Origin of the sequence: Streptomyces sp. NPDC048751 (assembly GCF_043198595.1) — a bacterium.
Classification (GTDB): domain Bacteria; phylum Actinomycetota; class Actinomycetes; order Streptomycetales; family Streptomycetaceae; genus Streptomyces.
This window is the reverse complement of the sequence record NZ_JBICUX010000023.1, coordinates 65,322-81,666: the sequence shown is the minus strand read 5'-3', so window position 1 is coordinate 81,666 and position 16,345 is coordinate 65,322. Positions and strand designations below refer to the sequence as shown.

The 16,345-nt window shown below is 69.2% G+C and carries 13 protein-coding genes and 1 other RNA gene; 7 read left to right on the top strand and 7 right to left on the bottom strand.

Annotated features, from left to right (window positions below; genetic code table 11):
* Positions 1 to 564: 564 nt before the first annotated feature.
* The 6 genes from ACGFNV_RS42925 (at position 565) to ACGFNV_RS42900 (ending at position 9,891) form a co-directional block, all read left to right on the top strand.
* Positions 565 to 1,860: an ABC transporter substrate-binding protein gene (locus ACGFNV_RS42925; RefSeq protein WP_393630668.1), complete on the top strand. Its 1,296-nt coding sequence runs from the start codon at positions 565 to 567 to the stop codon at positions 1,858 to 1,860.
* The gene (locus tag ACGFNV_RS42920) at positions 1,857 to 2,822 is read left to right on the top strand and encodes a carbohydrate ABC transporter permease (RefSeq protein WP_393630666.1); all 966 of its coding nucleotides are present in this window, start codon (positions 1,857 to 1,859) and stop codon (positions 2,820 to 2,822) included. Before ACGFNV_RS42925 ends, ACGFNV_RS42920 begins: the two co-directional genes overlap by 4 nt.
* The gene (locus ACGFNV_RS42915) at positions 2,819 to 3,643 is read left to right on the top strand and encodes a carbohydrate ABC transporter permease (protein WP_393630664.1); all 825 of its coding nucleotides are present in this window, start codon (positions 2,819 to 2,821) and stop codon (positions 3,641 to 3,643) included. Before ACGFNV_RS42920 ends, ACGFNV_RS42915 begins: the two co-directional genes overlap by 4 nt.
* Positions 3,644 to 3,657: 14 nt before the next feature.
* Positions 3,658 to 5,907 carry an alpha-xylosidase gene (gene yicI, locus ACGFNV_RS42910; RefSeq protein ID WP_393630662.1) on the top strand — a complete coding sequence of 750 codons (2,250 nt, stop codon included), beginning with the start codon at positions 3,658 to 3,660 and terminating at the stop codon, positions 5,905 to 5,907.
* Entirely contained in the window at positions 5,907 to 6,914 is a 1,008-nt protein-coding gene (locus tag ACGFNV_RS42905; RefSeq protein WP_393630660.1) for a LacI family DNA-binding transcriptional regulator, read from the top strand. The genes yicI and ACGFNV_RS42905 overlap by 1 nt, the downstream gene beginning before the upstream one ends.
* Positions 6,915 to 6,978: 64 nt before the next feature.
* A complete protein-coding gene (locus tag ACGFNV_RS42900) occupies positions 6,979 to 9,891 on the top strand; it encodes a glycoside hydrolase family 3 C-terminal domain-containing protein (RefSeq protein WP_393630658.1) in 2,913 nt (970 codons plus the stop codon).
* Between the two features lie 39 nt (positions 9,892 to 9,930).
* Here the strand turns inward: ACGFNV_RS42900 and ACGFNV_RS42895 are convergent, their stop codons facing one another.
* From ACGFNV_RS42895 to ftsE, 6 genes are all read right to left on the bottom strand, one after another.
* Entirely contained in the window at positions 9,931 to 10,551 is a 621-nt protein-coding gene (locus ACGFNV_RS42895; RefSeq protein WP_393630656.1) for a hypothetical protein, read from the bottom strand.
* A gap of 149 nt (positions 10,552 to 10,700) precedes the next feature.
* Positions 10,701 to 11,089, bottom strand: a transfer-messenger RNA (tmRNA) gene (gene ssrA / locus ACGFNV_RS42890).
* A gap of 98 nt (positions 11,090 to 11,187) precedes the next feature.
* Positions 11,188 to 11,727 (bottom strand): SsrA-binding protein SmpB, encoded by a 540-nt coding sequence (smpB, locus tag ACGFNV_RS42885; RefSeq protein ID WP_393630654.1) that lies wholly within the window; start codon positions 11,725 to 11,727, stop codon positions 11,188 to 11,190.
* 70 nt (positions 11,728 to 11,797) lie between these two features.
* The gene (locus ACGFNV_RS42880) at positions 11,798 to 12,961 is read right to left on the bottom strand and encodes a S41 family peptidase (RefSeq protein ID WP_393630652.1); all 1,164 of its coding nucleotides are present in this window, start codon (positions 12,959 to 12,961) and stop codon (positions 11,798 to 11,800) included.
* Positions 12,962 to 13,028: 67 nt separating this feature from the next.
* Positions 13,029 to 13,946 carry a permease-like cell division protein FtsX gene (ftsX, locus tag ACGFNV_RS42875; RefSeq protein ID WP_133931418.1) on the bottom strand — a complete coding sequence of 306 codons (918 nt, stop codon included), beginning with the start codon at positions 13,944 to 13,946 and terminating at the stop codon, positions 13,029 to 13,031.
* A 29-nt stretch (positions 13,947 to 13,975) separates the two neighbouring features.
* Positions 13,976 to 14,665, bottom strand: a complete 690-nt coding sequence (gene ftsE / locus ACGFNV_RS42870) for a cell division ATP-binding protein FtsE (protein WP_133931419.1) — start codon at positions 14,663 to 14,665, stop codon at positions 13,976 to 13,978.
* A 260-nt stretch (positions 14,666 to 14,925) separates the two neighbouring features.
* Between ftsE and ACGFNV_RS42865 the strand changes: the two genes are divergently transcribed.
* Positions 14,926 to 15,117 (top strand): hypothetical protein, encoded by a 192-nt coding sequence (locus tag ACGFNV_RS42865; protein ID WP_133931420.1) that lies wholly within the window; start codon positions 14,926 to 14,928, stop codon positions 15,115 to 15,117.
* Positions 15,118 to 15,221: 104 nt separating this feature from the next.
* Here the strand turns inward: ACGFNV_RS42865 and ACGFNV_RS42860 are convergent, their stop codons facing one another.
* Entirely contained in the window at positions 15,222 to 16,085 is an 864-nt protein-coding gene (locus ACGFNV_RS42860; protein ID WP_393630650.1) for a hypothetical protein, read from the bottom strand.
* Positions 16,086 to 16,345: the final 260 nt, after the last annotated feature.

Below are 16,345 nucleotides of genomic sequence, written 5' to 3'. Positions count from 1 at the left end.
ACGTCGATGGCCGGAATCCATCCACCCACGGGCCGCTCGAAAGGTCCGCACCCCGTCGAAGCGCATCGAATCCCGGACGCACCAGGCCCTTTCGCCACACGAGTGACACCCGGGACACCGGAACGGGATCAACAAGCGCCCGCAGCACCACTCGACCATGGCCAAAAAATTCACCACTACGAGGACGGGATCACCCGCCGCCGCCCGACTGACCACACTCACCCAGCGGCGGGCCGGCAGCCGCAGGACGACGGGAGCGGGCCGTGGCGGTGCGTCGCAGCCCGTCGCTTAGCAGATCCCAACGCCGCTCAACCGTGGCAGCACCAGTGGGGCGCGACCCGCGACGGGCTCGACGCACCGCCACGGCCCCGACCCACCCACTCACAGACGCGCGACAGCACACCGCACCGCACCGCAAATTCATGCACACCCCATTGACGCCACTCACAGCCGCCACATACCTTCGCCCGTCGAAGCGCTTCGACGTCACGCATCGAATCGATTCGATGAGCGCTGCGTGACGACCCGAGACCCATCCGACTCCGACCCCCCTGGAGACCCTGGATGTTGACGGCACGAAGGCGTGTGGTGGCGAGTGCGGTGATCCTCGCGGGATCCCTGCTGACGACCTCCTGCGGCGGATCGGACGACGGCGGCTCCTCCGACGGCAAGACCCTGCGGCTGTGGCACTACGAGGCCCCGAACAGCGCGATGGGCATCGCCTGGAACGAGGCCATCAAGGAGTTCGAGGCCACGCACCCGGGCGTGAAGGTGAAGTACGAGGAAAAGAGCTTCGAGCAGATCCAGAAGACCGCCCCGATGGTCCTGAACTCCTCCGACGCGCCGGACCTCATGGAGTACAACAAGGGCAACGCGACGGCGGGCCTGCTCTCCAAGCAGGGACTCCTCACCGACCTGAGCACCGAGGCGACCAAGCGCGGCTGGGACAAGAAGATCGGCGCGGGCGTGCGCACGACCAGCGTGTACGACGCCAACGGCGTGATGGGCTCCGGCAAGTGGTACGGCGTGCCCAACTACGCCGAGTACACGATGGTGTTCTACAACAAGGACCTCTTCGCCAAGTACAGGATCGCAGAGCCGAAGACGTTCGCCGAGCTGACCGCAGCGATGGACACCTTCGTCAAGAAGGGCGTCACCCCACTCGCCAACGCGGGCGCCGAGTACATCGCCCAGCAGTACCTCTACCAACTGGCCCTCTCCAAGGCCGACCGCTCCTGGGTCGACTCCTACGAGCTGTACAAGGGCAGGACGGACTTCCACGACCAGGCCTGGACGTACGCCGCCGAGACCTTCGCCGACTGGGTGAAGAAGGGGTACATCGGCAAGAACTCCACCAGCACCAAGGCCGAGGAGGCCGGCGTCTCCTTCATCCAGGGCAAGGCGCCGATCCTGTTCTCCGGCAGCTGGTGGTACGGCCGCTTCCAGGACGAGGCCAAGTTCGACTGGGGCACCTTCCTGTGGCCCGACTCGAACCTGACCCTGGGCTCCGGCGGCAACCTGTGGGTCGTCCCGAAGAACGCCAAGAACAAGGACCTCGCCTACGACTTCATCGACATCACCATGTCGAAGAAGATCCAGGACCTCCTCGGCAACAAGGGCGGCGTCCCGGTCGCGGCCGACGCGAACGCCGTCACGGACCCCAAGGCCAAGAGCCTCATCGCCAACTTCAACACGCTGAGCCGGCGGGACGGTCTGGCCTTCTACCCCGACTGGCCGGTCCCCGGCTTCTACGACGTCCTCGTCTCCGAGACCCAGAAGCTGATCACCGGCAGCGGGAAACCGGACGACTACCTCGACGCCCTCCAGGAGGCGTACGACAAGGGCGCGCCGAAGCAATGACGGTGACCGTCGAACGGGACGCGCGGGTGGTCGGCAAGGGCCACGGCCCCCGGCCCCCGCGCCGCCCCGGCTCCTCGTACGCGCTGTTCCTGCTCCCGGGCGCCCTCGCCTTCGCCGCGGTGATCGTCGTCCCGTTCCTGATGAACACGGGCGTGAGCTTCACCGACTGGCAGGGCGTGGGCAGCCCGAAGTGGGCCGGGCTCGCCAACTACCGCGAGCTGCTGGACGACTCGGAGTTCTGGGAGTCCTTCCGGCACAGCCTGTTCATGGTCGTCGCCATGGCGGCGATCCCCACGGTCCTCGGACTGGTCCTGGCCGCCGCCCTGTTCGACTACGTCGGCAAGCACTTCGGGGCGAAGACAGCGGCCGTACTGCGCGCCTGCTTCTACCTCCCCCAGGTCCTGCCGATCGCCGTCGCCGGCATCGTCTGGAGCTGGATCCTGGCCCCCGACAACGGCTCGCTCAACGAGCTCCTCAAGGCGATCGGCCTGGAGTCCTGGCAGCAGGATTGGCTCGGCGACCCCGACCTCGCGCTGTACAGCGTGATGGGCGTGATGGTGTGGGTGCAGCTCGGCTTCCCGCTGGTCGTGTTCATGGCCGGCCTGCAGCGCGTCGACCCGCAGCTGTACGAGGCGGCCGAGCTGGACGGCGCCGGCTGGTGGCGCCGCTTCTGGCACATCACGCTGCCGCAGATCCGCCCGGAGACGTATGTCGTCCTGACCTGGTGCTCGATCGCCGCGCTGAAGGTGTTCGGTGCGGTGTACGTCCTGACCAAGGGCGGACCCGGCGGCGCCACGAACGTCCCGTCCTACTTCTCCTTCACCACGTTCTTCGAGAAGACCCAGGTCGGCTACGGCGCCGCTATCTCCACCGTCCTGACCGTGATCATCCTCGCCCTCTCGCTGGTCGGGCTGAAGCTCCAGACCCGCGCGGAGGACGCCGAGGAAGGGGTGCGCACATGACGAGGGCCCTACGCCGTTACCCGGTCCTGATCGCCCTCTGTCTCGCCGCCCTCTTCATGGTCGTGCCGTTCCTGATCGTGGCGGTCAACGCGGTCAAGTCCCCGGCGGAGTACTCCCGGAGCGGCCCGCTGAGCCTGCCCGACGGTCTCCACCTGGACGGTCTGAAGGATTTCTGGGAGCGGGTGGACTACAGCCAGAAGCTGATCAACTCGGTGCTGATCAGCGGCTCGGTGGCGATCCTCGCGGTGGTGCTCTCGGTCCTCAACGCCTACGCGATCGGCATCGGACGTATCAAGGGCCGCACCTGGGTCCTGGCCTTCTTCGTGCTGGCGAACATGCTGCCGCAGGAGGCGCTGGTCTACCCGGTGTACTACCTGAGCAAGCAGGTCGGCCTGTACGACACCAGGCTCAGCGTGATCATCGTCTTCACGGTGATCCAGGCGGCCTTCGGCACGTACCTGCTGTCCTCCGTGCTCGGCCAGTTCCCCCGGGAGATCATCGAGGCCGCCCGTATCGACGGCGCGAACAAGTGGCAGGTCCTGTGGCGGATCGTCGTCCCCGTCAGCCGGCCCACCCTGGGAGTGCTGATGGTGTTCTTCTTCATCTGGACCTGGAACGAGTTCCTGCTCCCCCTGGTCATGCTGATCTCCAACGACAACCAGACCGTGTCGGTGGCCCTGGGTGTCCTCCAGGGCCAGCGCCTGATGGACGCCACGATGACCAACGCGGCGGCCCTGCTCGGCGTCCTGCCCGCCCTCGTGTTCTTCCTCGTCTTCCAGCGAACGCTCACCCGCGGCATCGCGGTGGGAGCCGTGAAGTAAGGAACCCCCCACCCATGAAGTTCACCGACGGTTACTGGCTGCTGCGGGAGGGCGTCACCGCGTCCTACCCGGCCGAGGCGTACGACGTCACCGCGTCGGCCGGCACGCTGGAGATCCACGCGCCGACCAGGCCCATCCGCTCCCGCGGCGACCTGATGACGGGACCCGTCATGACGATCAACGCGCACACCCCCATGCCCGACGTCATCGGCCTCACCCTGACCCACTTCACGGGCGAGGAGCAGCGCGGCCCCGAGTTCGAGCTCACCGGGAGCGAGACCACCCCACAGGTCTCCTACGACGACGAGCACGCGACCCTGACCTCCGGCGCGCTGTCCGTGAAGGTCGCCCGGGGCGGCCCCTGGCACGTCGAGTTCCTCGCCCACGGCCGGGTCCTCACCTCCAGCGGCCACAAGAGCATGGGCATCATGCGGGACGCGAGCGGCGGGCACTACCTGCGCGAGCAGCTCAACCTGGGCGTGGGGACCAGTGTCTACGGCCTCGGTGAACGCTTCGGCCCGCTGGTCAGGAACGGCCAGGTCGTCGACGTCTGGCAGTCCGACGGCGGCACCTGCAGCGAACAGGCGTACAAGAACGTCCCCTTCTATCTGACGGACGCGGGCTACGGCGTCTTCGTCGACCACCCGGGCAAGGTGTCCTTCGAGGTGGCCTCGGAGGTGGTGTCCCGGGCGCAGTTCAGCGCGGAGACGCAGGAGTTGACGTACTACGTCATCTACGGGCCGACCCCGAAGGACATCCTGCGCAAGTACACGGCCCTCACCGGCCGCCCGGCGCTGCCGCCCGCCTGGTCGTTCGGGCTGTGGCTGTCGACGTCGTTCACCACGTCGTACGACGAGGAGACCGTCACCTCCTTCATCGAGGGCATGCGGGAGCGCGAACTGCCGCTGTCCGTGTTCCACTTCGACTGCTTCTGGATGCGCGAGTTCAACTGGTGCGACTTCCAGTGGGATCCACGGGTCTTCCCGGACCCGGAGGGCATGCTGGCGCGGCTGAAGGAGCGCGGGCTGCGGATCAGCGTGTGGATCAACCCGTACATCGCGCAGCGGTCGCCGTTGTTCGCGGAGGGCAAGGCGCTCGGGCATCTGCTGAGGCGGCCGGACGGGAGCGTCTGGCAGTGGGACATGTGGCAGCCCGGTATGGCGCTGGTCGACTTCACCAGCCCGGCCGCGCGTGACTGGTACGCGTCGAAGCTGGAGGCGCTGCTCGCGCAGGGCGTCGACTGCTTCAAGACCGACTTCGGCGAGCGCGTCCCGCTCGACGTGGCCTGGTCGGACGGCTCCGACCCGGAGCGGATGCACAACTACTACACGTACCTGTACAACCGCACTGTTTTCGAGGTGCTGCGCAAGCACCGGGGCGAGAGCGAGGCGGTCCTCTTCGCCCGGTCGGCGACGAGCGGGAGTCAGAAGTTCCCCGTGCACTGGGGTGGCGACTGCGAGGCGACGTACGAGTCGATGGCGGAGTCGCTGCGCGGCGGGCTCTCCCTCGGCCTGTCCGGCTTCGGCTTCTGGAGCCACGACATCGGCGGCTTCGAGGGCACGCCGACCCCGGCCCTCTTCAAACGCTGGCTGGCCTTCGGCCTGCTCTCCTCGCACAGCCGCCTGCACGGCTCCTCCTCCTACCGCGTGCCGTGGCTGTTCGACGAGGAGTCGGTGGACGTCCTGCGGCACTTCACGCGGCTGAAGCTGCGCCTGATGCCGTACCTGTACGAGGCCGCCCGCACCGCCCACACCGACGGCCTGCCGATGATGCGGGCGATGGTGCTGGAGTTCCCGGACGACCCCGGGTGCGCGCATCTGGAGCGGCAGTACATGCTGGGCCCGGACCTGCTGGTCGCGCCCGTGTTCTCCGACGAGGGGGACGTTACCTACTACGTTCCCGAAGGCACCTGGACCCACTTCGTGACCGGCGAGACGGTGACCGGGCCGCGCTGGGTGCGCGAGCGGCACGACTTCCTCGGTGTGCCGCTGCTGGTGCGGCCGGGGGCGGTGATCCCGGTGGGCGCGGTGGACGACCGGCCCGACTATCCGCACGCCGACGGGGTCACCCTGCGGGCGTACGGGCTGGGGCGGGGCGACCAGGTGACCGTGCCGGTCGGGGACGTCACCTTCACCGTCGTACGGGAGGGGGACACGCTGCGGGCGTCCTCCAGTGATCCCTCGGCGCCGTGGGCGCTGGCGGTGGGCGAGCGGATCGCGCGGGCGCAGGCGGGCACCGGCTTCCTCACCCTGGAGCTGGGCTGATGGTCAAGATCACCGATGTGGCGAAGCACGCCGGGGTCTCACCCAGCACGGTGTCGTACGCGCTGAGCGGCAAGCGCCCGATCTCCGAGGAGACCCGGCAGCGCGTCGAGGTGGCCATCCGCGAGCTGGGCTACCGGCCGCACGCGGGGGCCCGGGCGCTGGCGAGCAGCAAGTCGAACGTGCTGGCGTTGGTCGTACCGCTGCGGGCGGGGATCCATGTGCCGGTCGTCATGCAGTTCGCGGTCTCCGTGGTGACCACCGCGCGCCGGCACGACCACGATGTCCTCCTGCTCACCCAGGAGGAGGGCGAGGAGGGGCTGCGCCGGGTCGCGGACACCGCTCTGGTGGACGCGCTGATCGTGATGGACGTCCAGCTCGACGACCCCCGGCTGCCGCTGCTGCGCTCGCTGGAGAGACCTTCCGTGATGATCGGCTTCCCCTCCGACGCTGCCGGGCTGACCTGCATCGACCTCGACTTCCGGGCGGCCGGCGAGGCGTGCGTGGACCATCTGGCGCGGCTCGGGCACCGGGTGGTGGCCCTGGTCGGGTCGCCGCCGGAGGTGTACGTGCGCGGAACGGCGTTCGCGCAGCGCGTGGTGCAGGGGTTCACCGCCGCCGCCGACCGCGGCGGGCTGGCCTCCGCCGTCCACCCGTGCGAGGCGAACCCGGCAGCCGCCCGCCGGGTCGCCGAGCAGTTGCTGCGTGAGCAGCCCGCGCTGACCGGGGTCGTCGTGCACAACGAGCCGGTGCTGGAGCCGCTGGTCGAGGCGTTCGAGCAGCTCGGGCTGCGGGTGCCCGGCGATCTGTCCGTCACCGCGATCTGCCCGGACGAGCTCGCCGAGAGCGTCCGGGTGCCCGTCACCTCCGTCGCCCTGCCGTCGGCCGAGGTGGGCGAGCGGGCGGTGGAGCTGCTGATGCGCAAGCTGGGCGGCGACGACGTACCGGAGGCGACGCTGCTGCCGCCTCGGCTGACGGAACGCGCGAGCACGGCACCCCGCGACGCCTGAACCCTTGTATGCCAGGCCCAACTTGCAGGCCGACTTGCAGGCCCTACTCGAAGGAGCCGCGTTCATGAGAGGCAAGCGAAGAAGACACAGAACGACACTGGTGGTGGCCCTCGCCCTGATCGCGGGCCTCGGCGCCACGGTCCCGGCCCAGGCCGAACAGACGTACCCCTTCCGCGATCCGAAGCTGCCGGTGGAGCAGCGTGTCGACGACCTGCTCGGCCGCCTCACCCTCGACGAGAAGGTCTCCCTCCTCCACCAGTACCAACCCGCGATCCCCCGCCTCGGCATCCCGTCGTTCCGCACCGGCACCGAGGCCCTGCACGGTGTCTCCTGGCTCGGCGAGGCCACCGTGTTTCCCCAGGCCATCGGGCTGGCCTCGGCCTGGAACCCGGAGCTGATGCGGCGGGTCGGTTCGGCGGTCGGCGACGAGACGCGCGGCTTCCAGCAGGAGCGGCCCGACGGCTGGGGCCTCAATCTGTGGGCGCCCGTGGTGAACCTGCTGCGCAACCCGCGCTGGGGCCGCAACGAGGAGGGCTACAGCGAGGACCCGAAGCTGACCGGCGCCCTGTCGACGGCGTACGGCGAGGGCCTGACGGGTGGCGACCCGGACCACCTCAAGACGGCGCCCACCCTGAAGCACTACCTGGCCAACAACAACGAGTGGCACCGCACGACCACCTCCTCCGACCTGCGCCCACGCGTGGCGAAGGAGTACGACGAGGCCGCGTTCAAGCCGGCGATCGAGGCGGACGCGGCGACCGGCGTGATGTCCTCCTACAACCTGGTCAACGGCCGCCCCAACACGGTGAACCCGGACCTGAACGACGTCGTGCGCTCCTGGACCGACCGCGACCTGTTCAACGTCACCGACGCCTTCGCCCCGGCCAACCTCCCCGGCGACCAGGGCTACTTCCCCACCCTCGCCGAGGGCGACGCGGTCGCCCTGAAGGCGGGCGTCGACAGCTTCACGGACAACAACGCGGACTCCGGGCCCACGGTCGACGCGGTCAAGTCGGCCCTGCGGCAGGGCCTGCTGGACGCGTCCGACATCGACACGGCCGCCTCCCACATCCTCTCCGTCCGGGTCCGCCTCGGCGAGTTCGACCCGGGCGGCGGCAAGTACGGCGCCATCGACAAGTCCGTGATCGACAGCCCGGCCCACCGGAAACTGGCCCGCGAGGCGGCGACCGAGGGCGCGGTCCTGCTGAAGAACCAGGCGAACACCCTGCCCCTGAAGGCGTCCCGGAAGAACGTGGCCGTCGTCGGCCCCCTCTCCGACTCGGTGTTCACGGACTGGTACTCCGGCACCCTGCCGTACGCGGTCACCCCCGCCGACGGCATCGCTGCCAAGCTGGGCACGCCCGTCACGGGCAGCGAGGGCGTCGACCGGATCACCCTGAAGGACACGGCGACCGGCACGTACGTCACGGCGGGGACGGGCACGGCGGGCGCGACTCTGAAGGAGAGCGCCTCCGCACCGACCCCGGAGACCCAGTTCGACGTGTTCGACTGGGGTCAGGGCATCGTCACCCTCCGCTCGGCGGCCAACGGCCGCTATGTCGGCTACAACTGGTCGAACTTCGTCAACGACCAGGTGCAGCCGGGTGGTTGGTTCGCCCAGCAGCAGTTCCGGATGGAGCCGCAGAACGACGGCTCCTCCCTGCTGCGGTACGCCGGGTACGAGACCGAGGAGTCCTGGTGGTCGAACCCGGTCTACCTCGGCCCGACCGGCGAGGACGGCACCCTGGGCCTGGTCCCGAAGGAACGGGCCGCGCACTACACGAAGGGCGTCGTCCGTGACGGCCTGAAGGAGGCCGTGGCCGCGGTCCGGGGCAGGGACACCGCCGTGGTCGTGGTGGGCTCCAACCCGTCGATCAACGGCCGCGAGGCTCACGACCGCACCGACATGAGCCTCGCCCCCTCCCAGGAAGCCCTGGTCAGAGCCGTCCGCAAGGCCAACCCGCACACGGTCGTGATCGTCCAGAACAGCTATCCGACCACGCTCGGCGCCTTGCAGAAGGACATCCCGGCGCTGCTGTGGACCTCCCACGCGGGCCAGGAGACCGGCAACGCGCTCGCCGACCTCCTCTACGGCGACGCCAACCCCTCCGGGCGCCTCACCCAGACCTGGTACCGCTCGGCGTCCGACCTGCCGTCGATTCTCGACTACGACATCATCAAGTCCGACCGCACCTACCAGTACTTCCGGGGCCGCCCGCTCTACCCCTTCGGGTACGGCCTGTCGTACACGTCCTTCCGCTTCGGCGAGTTGAGGCGCGTGCACGGCGGCTACGAGGTGCAGGTCACCAACACCGGCAAGCGGGCCGGTGACGAGGTGGTGCAGCTGTACGTCCACCAGCGCACGTCCCGCGACAAGCAGCCGCTGAAGCAGCTGAAGGCGTTCGAGCGGGTCTCGCTGAAGCCGGGCCAGTCGAGGACGGTCCGCCTGAATCTGGCCGCCCGCGACCTGGCCCACTGGGACGTCACCCGCTCGAAGTGGGTGGTGGAGACCGGCACGTACGACGTCCTGGCCGGGGCGTCCTCGGAAGACCTCCGCTCCCGTACGACCTGGCAGGTGAAGGGCGAGACGATCCCGCCCCGGGACCTGTCGGCGGTCACGCGCGCGGAGAACTTCGACGACTACAGCGGCATCCGGCTCGTCGACGAGTCCAAGGCACGCGGCACGGCGGTGGGTTCGGCGGCCGACCGGGCGTGGCTGAGGTTCGCGGACACCCGACTGTGCGCCGGTGCCTCGACGTTCAGCGCCCGCGTCGCCGGGTCGTCCGCCACGGTGGAGGTCCGGCAGGGCTCCCCCACCGGCCGGGTGCTCGGTACGGCCCGCTTCGCCGGGACCTCGTCGCCGTACACGTACGAGACGGTGACGGCCGAGCTGTCGGGGGCGGCGAAGGGGCGTACGGACGTGTACCTGGTCGTGCGGGGTGAGGGGATGCGGCTGTCGACGTTCAGTCTGCGGTGACGGCCGTGGGCTGACCGGAGGTGGGTCGACCGGGCGCCGTCAGACGCCTCCGTAGGAGACGGTCCGGCCCGGGTGCAGTGCGCGGGCGACGCGTTCGGTGAGGAGTTCGCCCTCTCGCCACAGTCGTTCCATGGCCGCCTGCTCCCGGGCGTCGTCGCGGTCGTCCAGCCAGCCGTCGATGGCGGCCTTGTGGCCCTGCGACCAGGCGTTGAGGTCGGCCACCAGGTCGTCGGAGAGGTCGAGCGCGGCGGCGGGGTCGTCGGGGGCGAAGTCCCCGAACCCGTCGGCACGCAGCGGACCCCACTGGTACTCGGCCTGGACGATGATGTGGACGGGGTGCGGCGGGGTGCCGTGCGCGTCGGGGGTGAGGTTGGTGCGTCCGCATCCCCAGCAGACGAACTTCTCGGTCCGGTGCTGCTCGTCCCAGTAGCGGACGGCCCAGTCCGGGCCGAGGTGTTTCGCCAGCGCACGGGCCACGTCCAGGCCCTCGGCGACGTGCCGCCGCAGCGCCGGGCGGGAGGTGAAGCCGCCTCGGGGGCGGGCCTGGGACCAGGAGTGCAGGCGGTCGGTGAGGGCGTCGGGGAGCTCCACGAAATCGTCCAGGGCCCAGGCGTCGTCCTGCGCGCGGACCAGGAGCGGCCGGGGGTCGGAGTGGTTCACGATGTCTCCCGCTCGTCCAGGATCCGGGCGTGGAAGCGCAGGCCGGCTCGCCTTTCATGTTCACCACCCCCTCCTCACAGCAAAAGCCCCGCTGCTCGCGAGCAGCGGGGCTTCAGCCACATGGGTGGGAGGTCCGAGGACCTTCCCGATCGTGGAGATGGCGGGAATCGAACCCGCGTCCAACGGTGCAGAATCAGGGCTTCTCCGTGTGCAGTTCGCTGTGATTTTCTCGGCCCCGGCGATCACGCGAACAAGTCGCCGACGGGCCCAGTCACTGTTTGGTTTCCCAGCGAGCCCCGTGACCGGGCTCGATGGTTTAGTTCCCTAAATTATGCCAGGATCCGGGCCGGGAACACTCCCGGGCTGACACCCATTAAGGGGCCTCCGCTCACTGCCTATCAGGCAGCGAGGGTGAAGGCCTGGGAATCGCGCTTGGTAGTGGCGATTATTTTTTGCGACATATGGTTTACGAGATCATTGCCGCTTCCTCGACACGCTTCCCCTGCTTCGACAGCCGCTGTCGAAACCGATCATCCCCATGTTGTGTTGACAATCCCTCCGGAGAGGGGTGCGCACCCGCTGTGGGGTGCAGTCACCATCGTACGTGACCAACGCAGACCGGTGCCACCGTATTCCCTACGCGCCGCGCTGCCGCCGCTTCGCCGCCGCGATCGCGCGGTCGGTCTCCCGCCGGTCCTGCTTCTCCCGCAGTGTCTGCCGCTTGTCGTACTCCTTCTTGCCGCGCGCCAGCGCGATCTCGGCCTTCGCCCGGCCGTCCCTGAAGTACAGGGCGAGGGGGACGATCGTGTGACCGGTCTCCTCGGCCTTCGCCGCCAGCTTGTCGATCTCCTCGCGGTGCAGCAGCAGCTTGCGCTTGCGGCGCGCGGAGTGGTTGGTCCAGCTGCCCTGGCTGTACTCGGGGATGTGGGCGTTGTGCAGCCACGCCTCGCCCCTGTCGATCTGGACGAAGCCGTCGGCCAGCGAGGTCCGCCCCTGGCGCAGCGACTTGACCTCGGTGCCGGTGAGCACGATCCCGGCCTCGTAGGTGTCGATGATCGCGTAGTCGTGGCGGGCCTTCTTGTTCTGCGCGACGATCTTGCGCTTGCCGCCCTTCTCCCCGTCCCGGGACTTGGCGGCCGTCCCCTGCTTCTGCTGGGACTCCTTGGGTACGTACATTCCCTTGCTCATAGTGCGGCCATTTTCGCACTTCGAGGGGGGCGGAGGGAAAGCCGATTAGCGGGGCGGCCTACTGGCCCAGCCCGCTGAGCACCGTCTGCGCCCGCTGCAGGACGTCCCCGTCCGCCTCCAGGTCCGGTGTGATGCCGGTGCCGTCGACGCCGCGCCCGGAGGGGGTGCGGTAGTGGCCGACGGTGAGCTCGGCGACGGAGCCGTCGGGCAGCCGGCTGGGCATCTGGACGGAGCCCTTGCCGAAGGTGCGCGAGCCGACCACGACCGCGCGGCCGCGGTCCTTCAGGGCGCCGGTGAGCAGTTCCGCCGCGCTCATGGTGCCGCCGTCGACGAGGGCGACCAGGGGCCGGGTGGTGTCGCCGCCGGCGTCGGCGTGCAGGACCTGCTGTTCGCCGTCCACGTCGTACGTGGCGACCAGGCCGCCGTCGAGGAAGGCGGAGGCGGCGGTGACGGCCTCGGTGACCAGGCCACCGGGGTTGCCACGCAGGTCGAGGACGATCTTGGCGTCGGCCGGGGCCTGCCGTACGGCGGTGCGCACGGTGTCGCCGGAGCCCTTGGTGAACGAGGCGATGCGGATGACGGTGACCCCGTCGGCGAGGTGGCGGACGGTGACCGAGTCCGTGGACAGGCGGGCCCGGCGCAGCGTCTCGCTCCACGCGCGGGTACCGCGCTGGAGGTCGACGCGGACGGTGGTGCCGGCGGGCGCTTCCGTGGCGTCACCGCGCAGTAAGGAGACGACCTCGGTGACCGGGCGCCCGTCGACGCTCTTGCCGTCGACGCGGCGCAGCAGGTCGCCCTCGCGGATCCCGGCGGACGCGGCGGGCGACTCGGACGCCACCTTCGTGACCTCTATGCGGCCGTCGCGCTCCTGGCGCGCCCACAGGCCGACGCCGGTGTACTCGCCGTCGAGGGAGTCCTCGAACTCCTCGTACTCGCCCTGGGAGTAGACGGCGGCCCAGCGGTCCCCGCTGCGGCTGACCGCGCGTTCGGCGGCCTCCGTGGGGGACTTGCCGTCGGCCATGGCCTCGGCGGCGGCCCGGGCGACCGCCTCGTGGCCGCCGACGGGGGCGGCCCGGAAGGATTCCCCGGGTGCGGCCCCGCGCTCGCCGACCGGGAGGGAGCCCGTGGCGGCACCGGCGACGAGCACGCTCGCGAACACCAATGTCAGGGCGGCCCCGCGGCCGTAGCGGCGGGGCTGACAGAACAGGTCACGACCTGACATGGCGGTGAGTCTAGGACAAGCGGAAGGGCCGTACGGACGGTTGTCCGTACGGCCCCCTTGGCATGCGTCACACCTTGAGGTACTTGCGCAACGCGAAGAACGCCGCCAACGCGGGCATCAGCAGGCTCGTCGCGAGGATGAGCGGGAGCTTCGTCAGGACGGCGTCCCAGCCGATGAAGTTGATCAGGTTCAGCTTCTCCGACAGGGCGAGTCCGTGGTCGATGATGAAGTACCGCGCGATGACCAGGAATCCGCACGCGACGGTGCCGCCGATGAGCCCGGCGACCGCGGCCTCCGCGATGAACGGCGCCTGGATGTAGAAGCCGGAGGCACCGACCAGGCGCATGATCCCGGTCTCGCGCCGACGGCTGAACGCCGAGACGCGCACGGTGTTGACGATCAGCATCAGCGCGACGACGAGCATCAGCGCCATCACCGCGCGGGCGGCCCAGTTCATGCCGTTGAGCAGTCCGAAGAGGTTGTCCAGGATGCCCTTTTGGTCCTGTACGGACTGCACGCCGTCCCGCCCGTCGAAGGCGGTCGCGATGACCTGGTACTTCTCCGGGTCCTTCAGCTTGATGCGGTACGACTCCTGCATCTGGTCCGGCGTGAGGGAGCTGGCCAGCGGGGAGTCGCCGAACTGCTCCTTGTAGTGCTTGTAGGCGTCGTCCTGCGACTCGTACGTCACCTTCTCGACGACCGACATCTTGTCGAGGTCGGCGACGATCGCCTTCTTCTGGTCGTCGGTGACGGCGCCCTTGGCGCAGTTGGGGTCGGACTCGGCGTCGCTCTTGTTGCAGAGGAAGATCGAGACGTTGACCTTGTCGTACCAGTAGCCCTTCATGGTGGTCACCTGGTCGCTCATCAGCAGCGAACCGCCGAACAGGGCCAGGGACAGGGCGACGGAGACGATGACCGCGAAGGTCATCGTCAGGTTGCGACGGAGACCGACACCGATCTCGGAGAGTACGAACTGGGCGCGCATGGCGTCTGGTTAAGCCTTTCCGTGGATCGTCAGTGCTGGTAGCCGTAGACGCCGCGTGCCTGGTCGCGGACGAGGCGGCCCTTCTCCAGCTCGATGACGCGCTTGCGCATCTGGTCCACGATGTTCTGGTCGTGCGTCGCCATCACCACGGTCGTGCCCGTCCGGTTGATGCGGTCGAGCAGTTTCATGATGCCGACGGAGGTCTGCGGGTCGAGGTTGCCGGTGGGCTCGTCGGCGATGAGGAGCTTGGGGCGGTTGACGAAGGCGCGCGCGATGGCCACGCGCTGCTGTTCACCACCGGACAACTCACCGGGCATCCGGTCCTCCTTGCCGCCGAGCCCGACGAGGTCGAGCACCTGCGGCACGGACTTGCGGATCTCACCGCGCGACTTGCCGATGACCTCCTGGGCGAAGGCCACGTTCTCGGCGACCGTCTTGTTCGGCAGCAGGCGGAAGTCCTGGAAGACGGTCCCCAGCTGGCGCCGCATCTGCGGCACCTTCCAGTTGGAGAGACGCGCGAGGTCCTTGCCCAGAACATGCACCTGGCCCTGGCTGCACCGCTCCTCGCGGAGGATCAGCCGCAGGAAGGTTGACTTTCCGGAGCCCGAGGACCCCACGAGGAAGACGAACTCGCCCTTCTCGACCTCGAGGGACACATCCCTGAGGGCAGGGTGGCTCTGCTTGGGGTAGACCTTGGAGACGTTGTCGAATCGGATCACGGGTGCACCACGGGTCGCCGGGGGTAGATGAGCGTGACCATACGCGAAGCGGGTACGCGAGCGCAGGCGCCGGACTGGGTTGCGCCACTGTTGTGCGCTTTTGTACCGAGTGGGAGCCGCGCACCCTTCGTCGAGCCTTCCGCGGGGCCTTCCGTCAAGAGGGCCGCGCTGAATTTGCCGGAACCTGGCACAGTGGAGGGGGAACGTTCTCGTTTCCGAGAGCGTTGTCTACGTGGAACCTGTGCGAGGAGGGCGAGCGCATGACGTACGACCGGCTGGTGTGCGCTAACTGCGCGGCGCCCGTGAGCGAGGGCCGGTGCCCCGTGTGCCGCGCCAACCGCGAGCGGCTGCAGCAGGAGAACTTCTTGGCGGGGCTGAACCCGATGGCGCTCATCGCGCTGCTGGCGGTGCTGATCGCCGCGGTGGCGCTGCTGGCGCACCAGACCGCGTAAGGGCCGCAGCGGCCCGCTGAAGACGCGCGAGGGGCCCGGAGCGATGCGCTCCGGGCCCCTTGCCTGTGCACACGTCCGTACGTTCCGTACGGCAGCGGCTACCGTCAGGCAGCGGCGCCGCCGCGGCCGCCCACCAGGCGGGGCAGGACACGGAAGCCGACACCGCCGACGATCATCGTCGCGGCGCCGATCACCAGGAAGGTGGTCTGCGCGGCACCGGTCTCGGCGAGCTCCTGACCGTTGCCCTGGGCCTGCGCGTTGGATCCGGAGGCGCCGGAGCCGGTGCTGTCCGAGCCGGTGTCGGTCAGCGACGAGGAGCCGGCCTCCTGAGCGGAGTCGTTGGAGCCACCGTCGGGGGTGGTGCCGGTGCCGCCGGTGTTGCCGGTGCCGCCGTTGTCACCGGAGCCGCCGGTGTCCCCGGTACCGCCATTGTCGCCCGTGCCGCCGGTGTCCCCGGTACCGCCGTTGTCGCCCGTGCCGCCGTTGTCGCCCGTGCCGCCGTTGTCGCCCGTGCCGCCGTTGTCGCCCGTACCGCCGTTGTCCCCGGTACCGCCGTTGTCGCCCGTGCCGCCGTTGTCGCCCGTACCGCCGGTGTCCCCGGTACCGCCGTTGTCGCCCGTACCGCCGGTGTCCCCGGTACCGCCGTTGTCGCCCGTACCGCCGTTGTCCCCGGTACCGCCGTTGTCGCCCGTGCCACCGTTGTCCCCGGTGCCACCGTTGTCGCCCGTACCGCCGTTGTCGCCCGTACCGCCGTTGTCCCCGGTGCCACCGTTGTCGCCGGGCTCGGTCGGGATGCCGGTCGGGTCGGTGTCGACGTCGACCCCGACACCCACGCCCTTCTCGTCGACGCTCAGGCCGACGCCGATGTCGAGTGCCGAAGCGGCACCTGCGGCGGTCAGCGAGGCGCCGGCCGCGATCACGGCCCCTGCGGCGATCCGCGCGACACGTATCCGCGTCTTCTTCGTCATGTGGTTGCTACCCCCAGTAGCTCATCGTCTATGAGGCGGCGTTCGGGGCCGTGATCAACGGAGAAGGAAAGTGCGAAGTCCCCCGGTTCACATGCGCCCCAGAGATACGCATGCCGCGCCTCACCCTTCCCATTTTTCAAAGCAACGTCAAGGCCGTTGCGGGCGCAATGTCCATATCCGCCTCGTTTACTGGGGATTGGAACCTGTGAGTGAGATGTAAAACCCCGACAAACAACAACTGCCGCCCTCGGGGCGGCAGT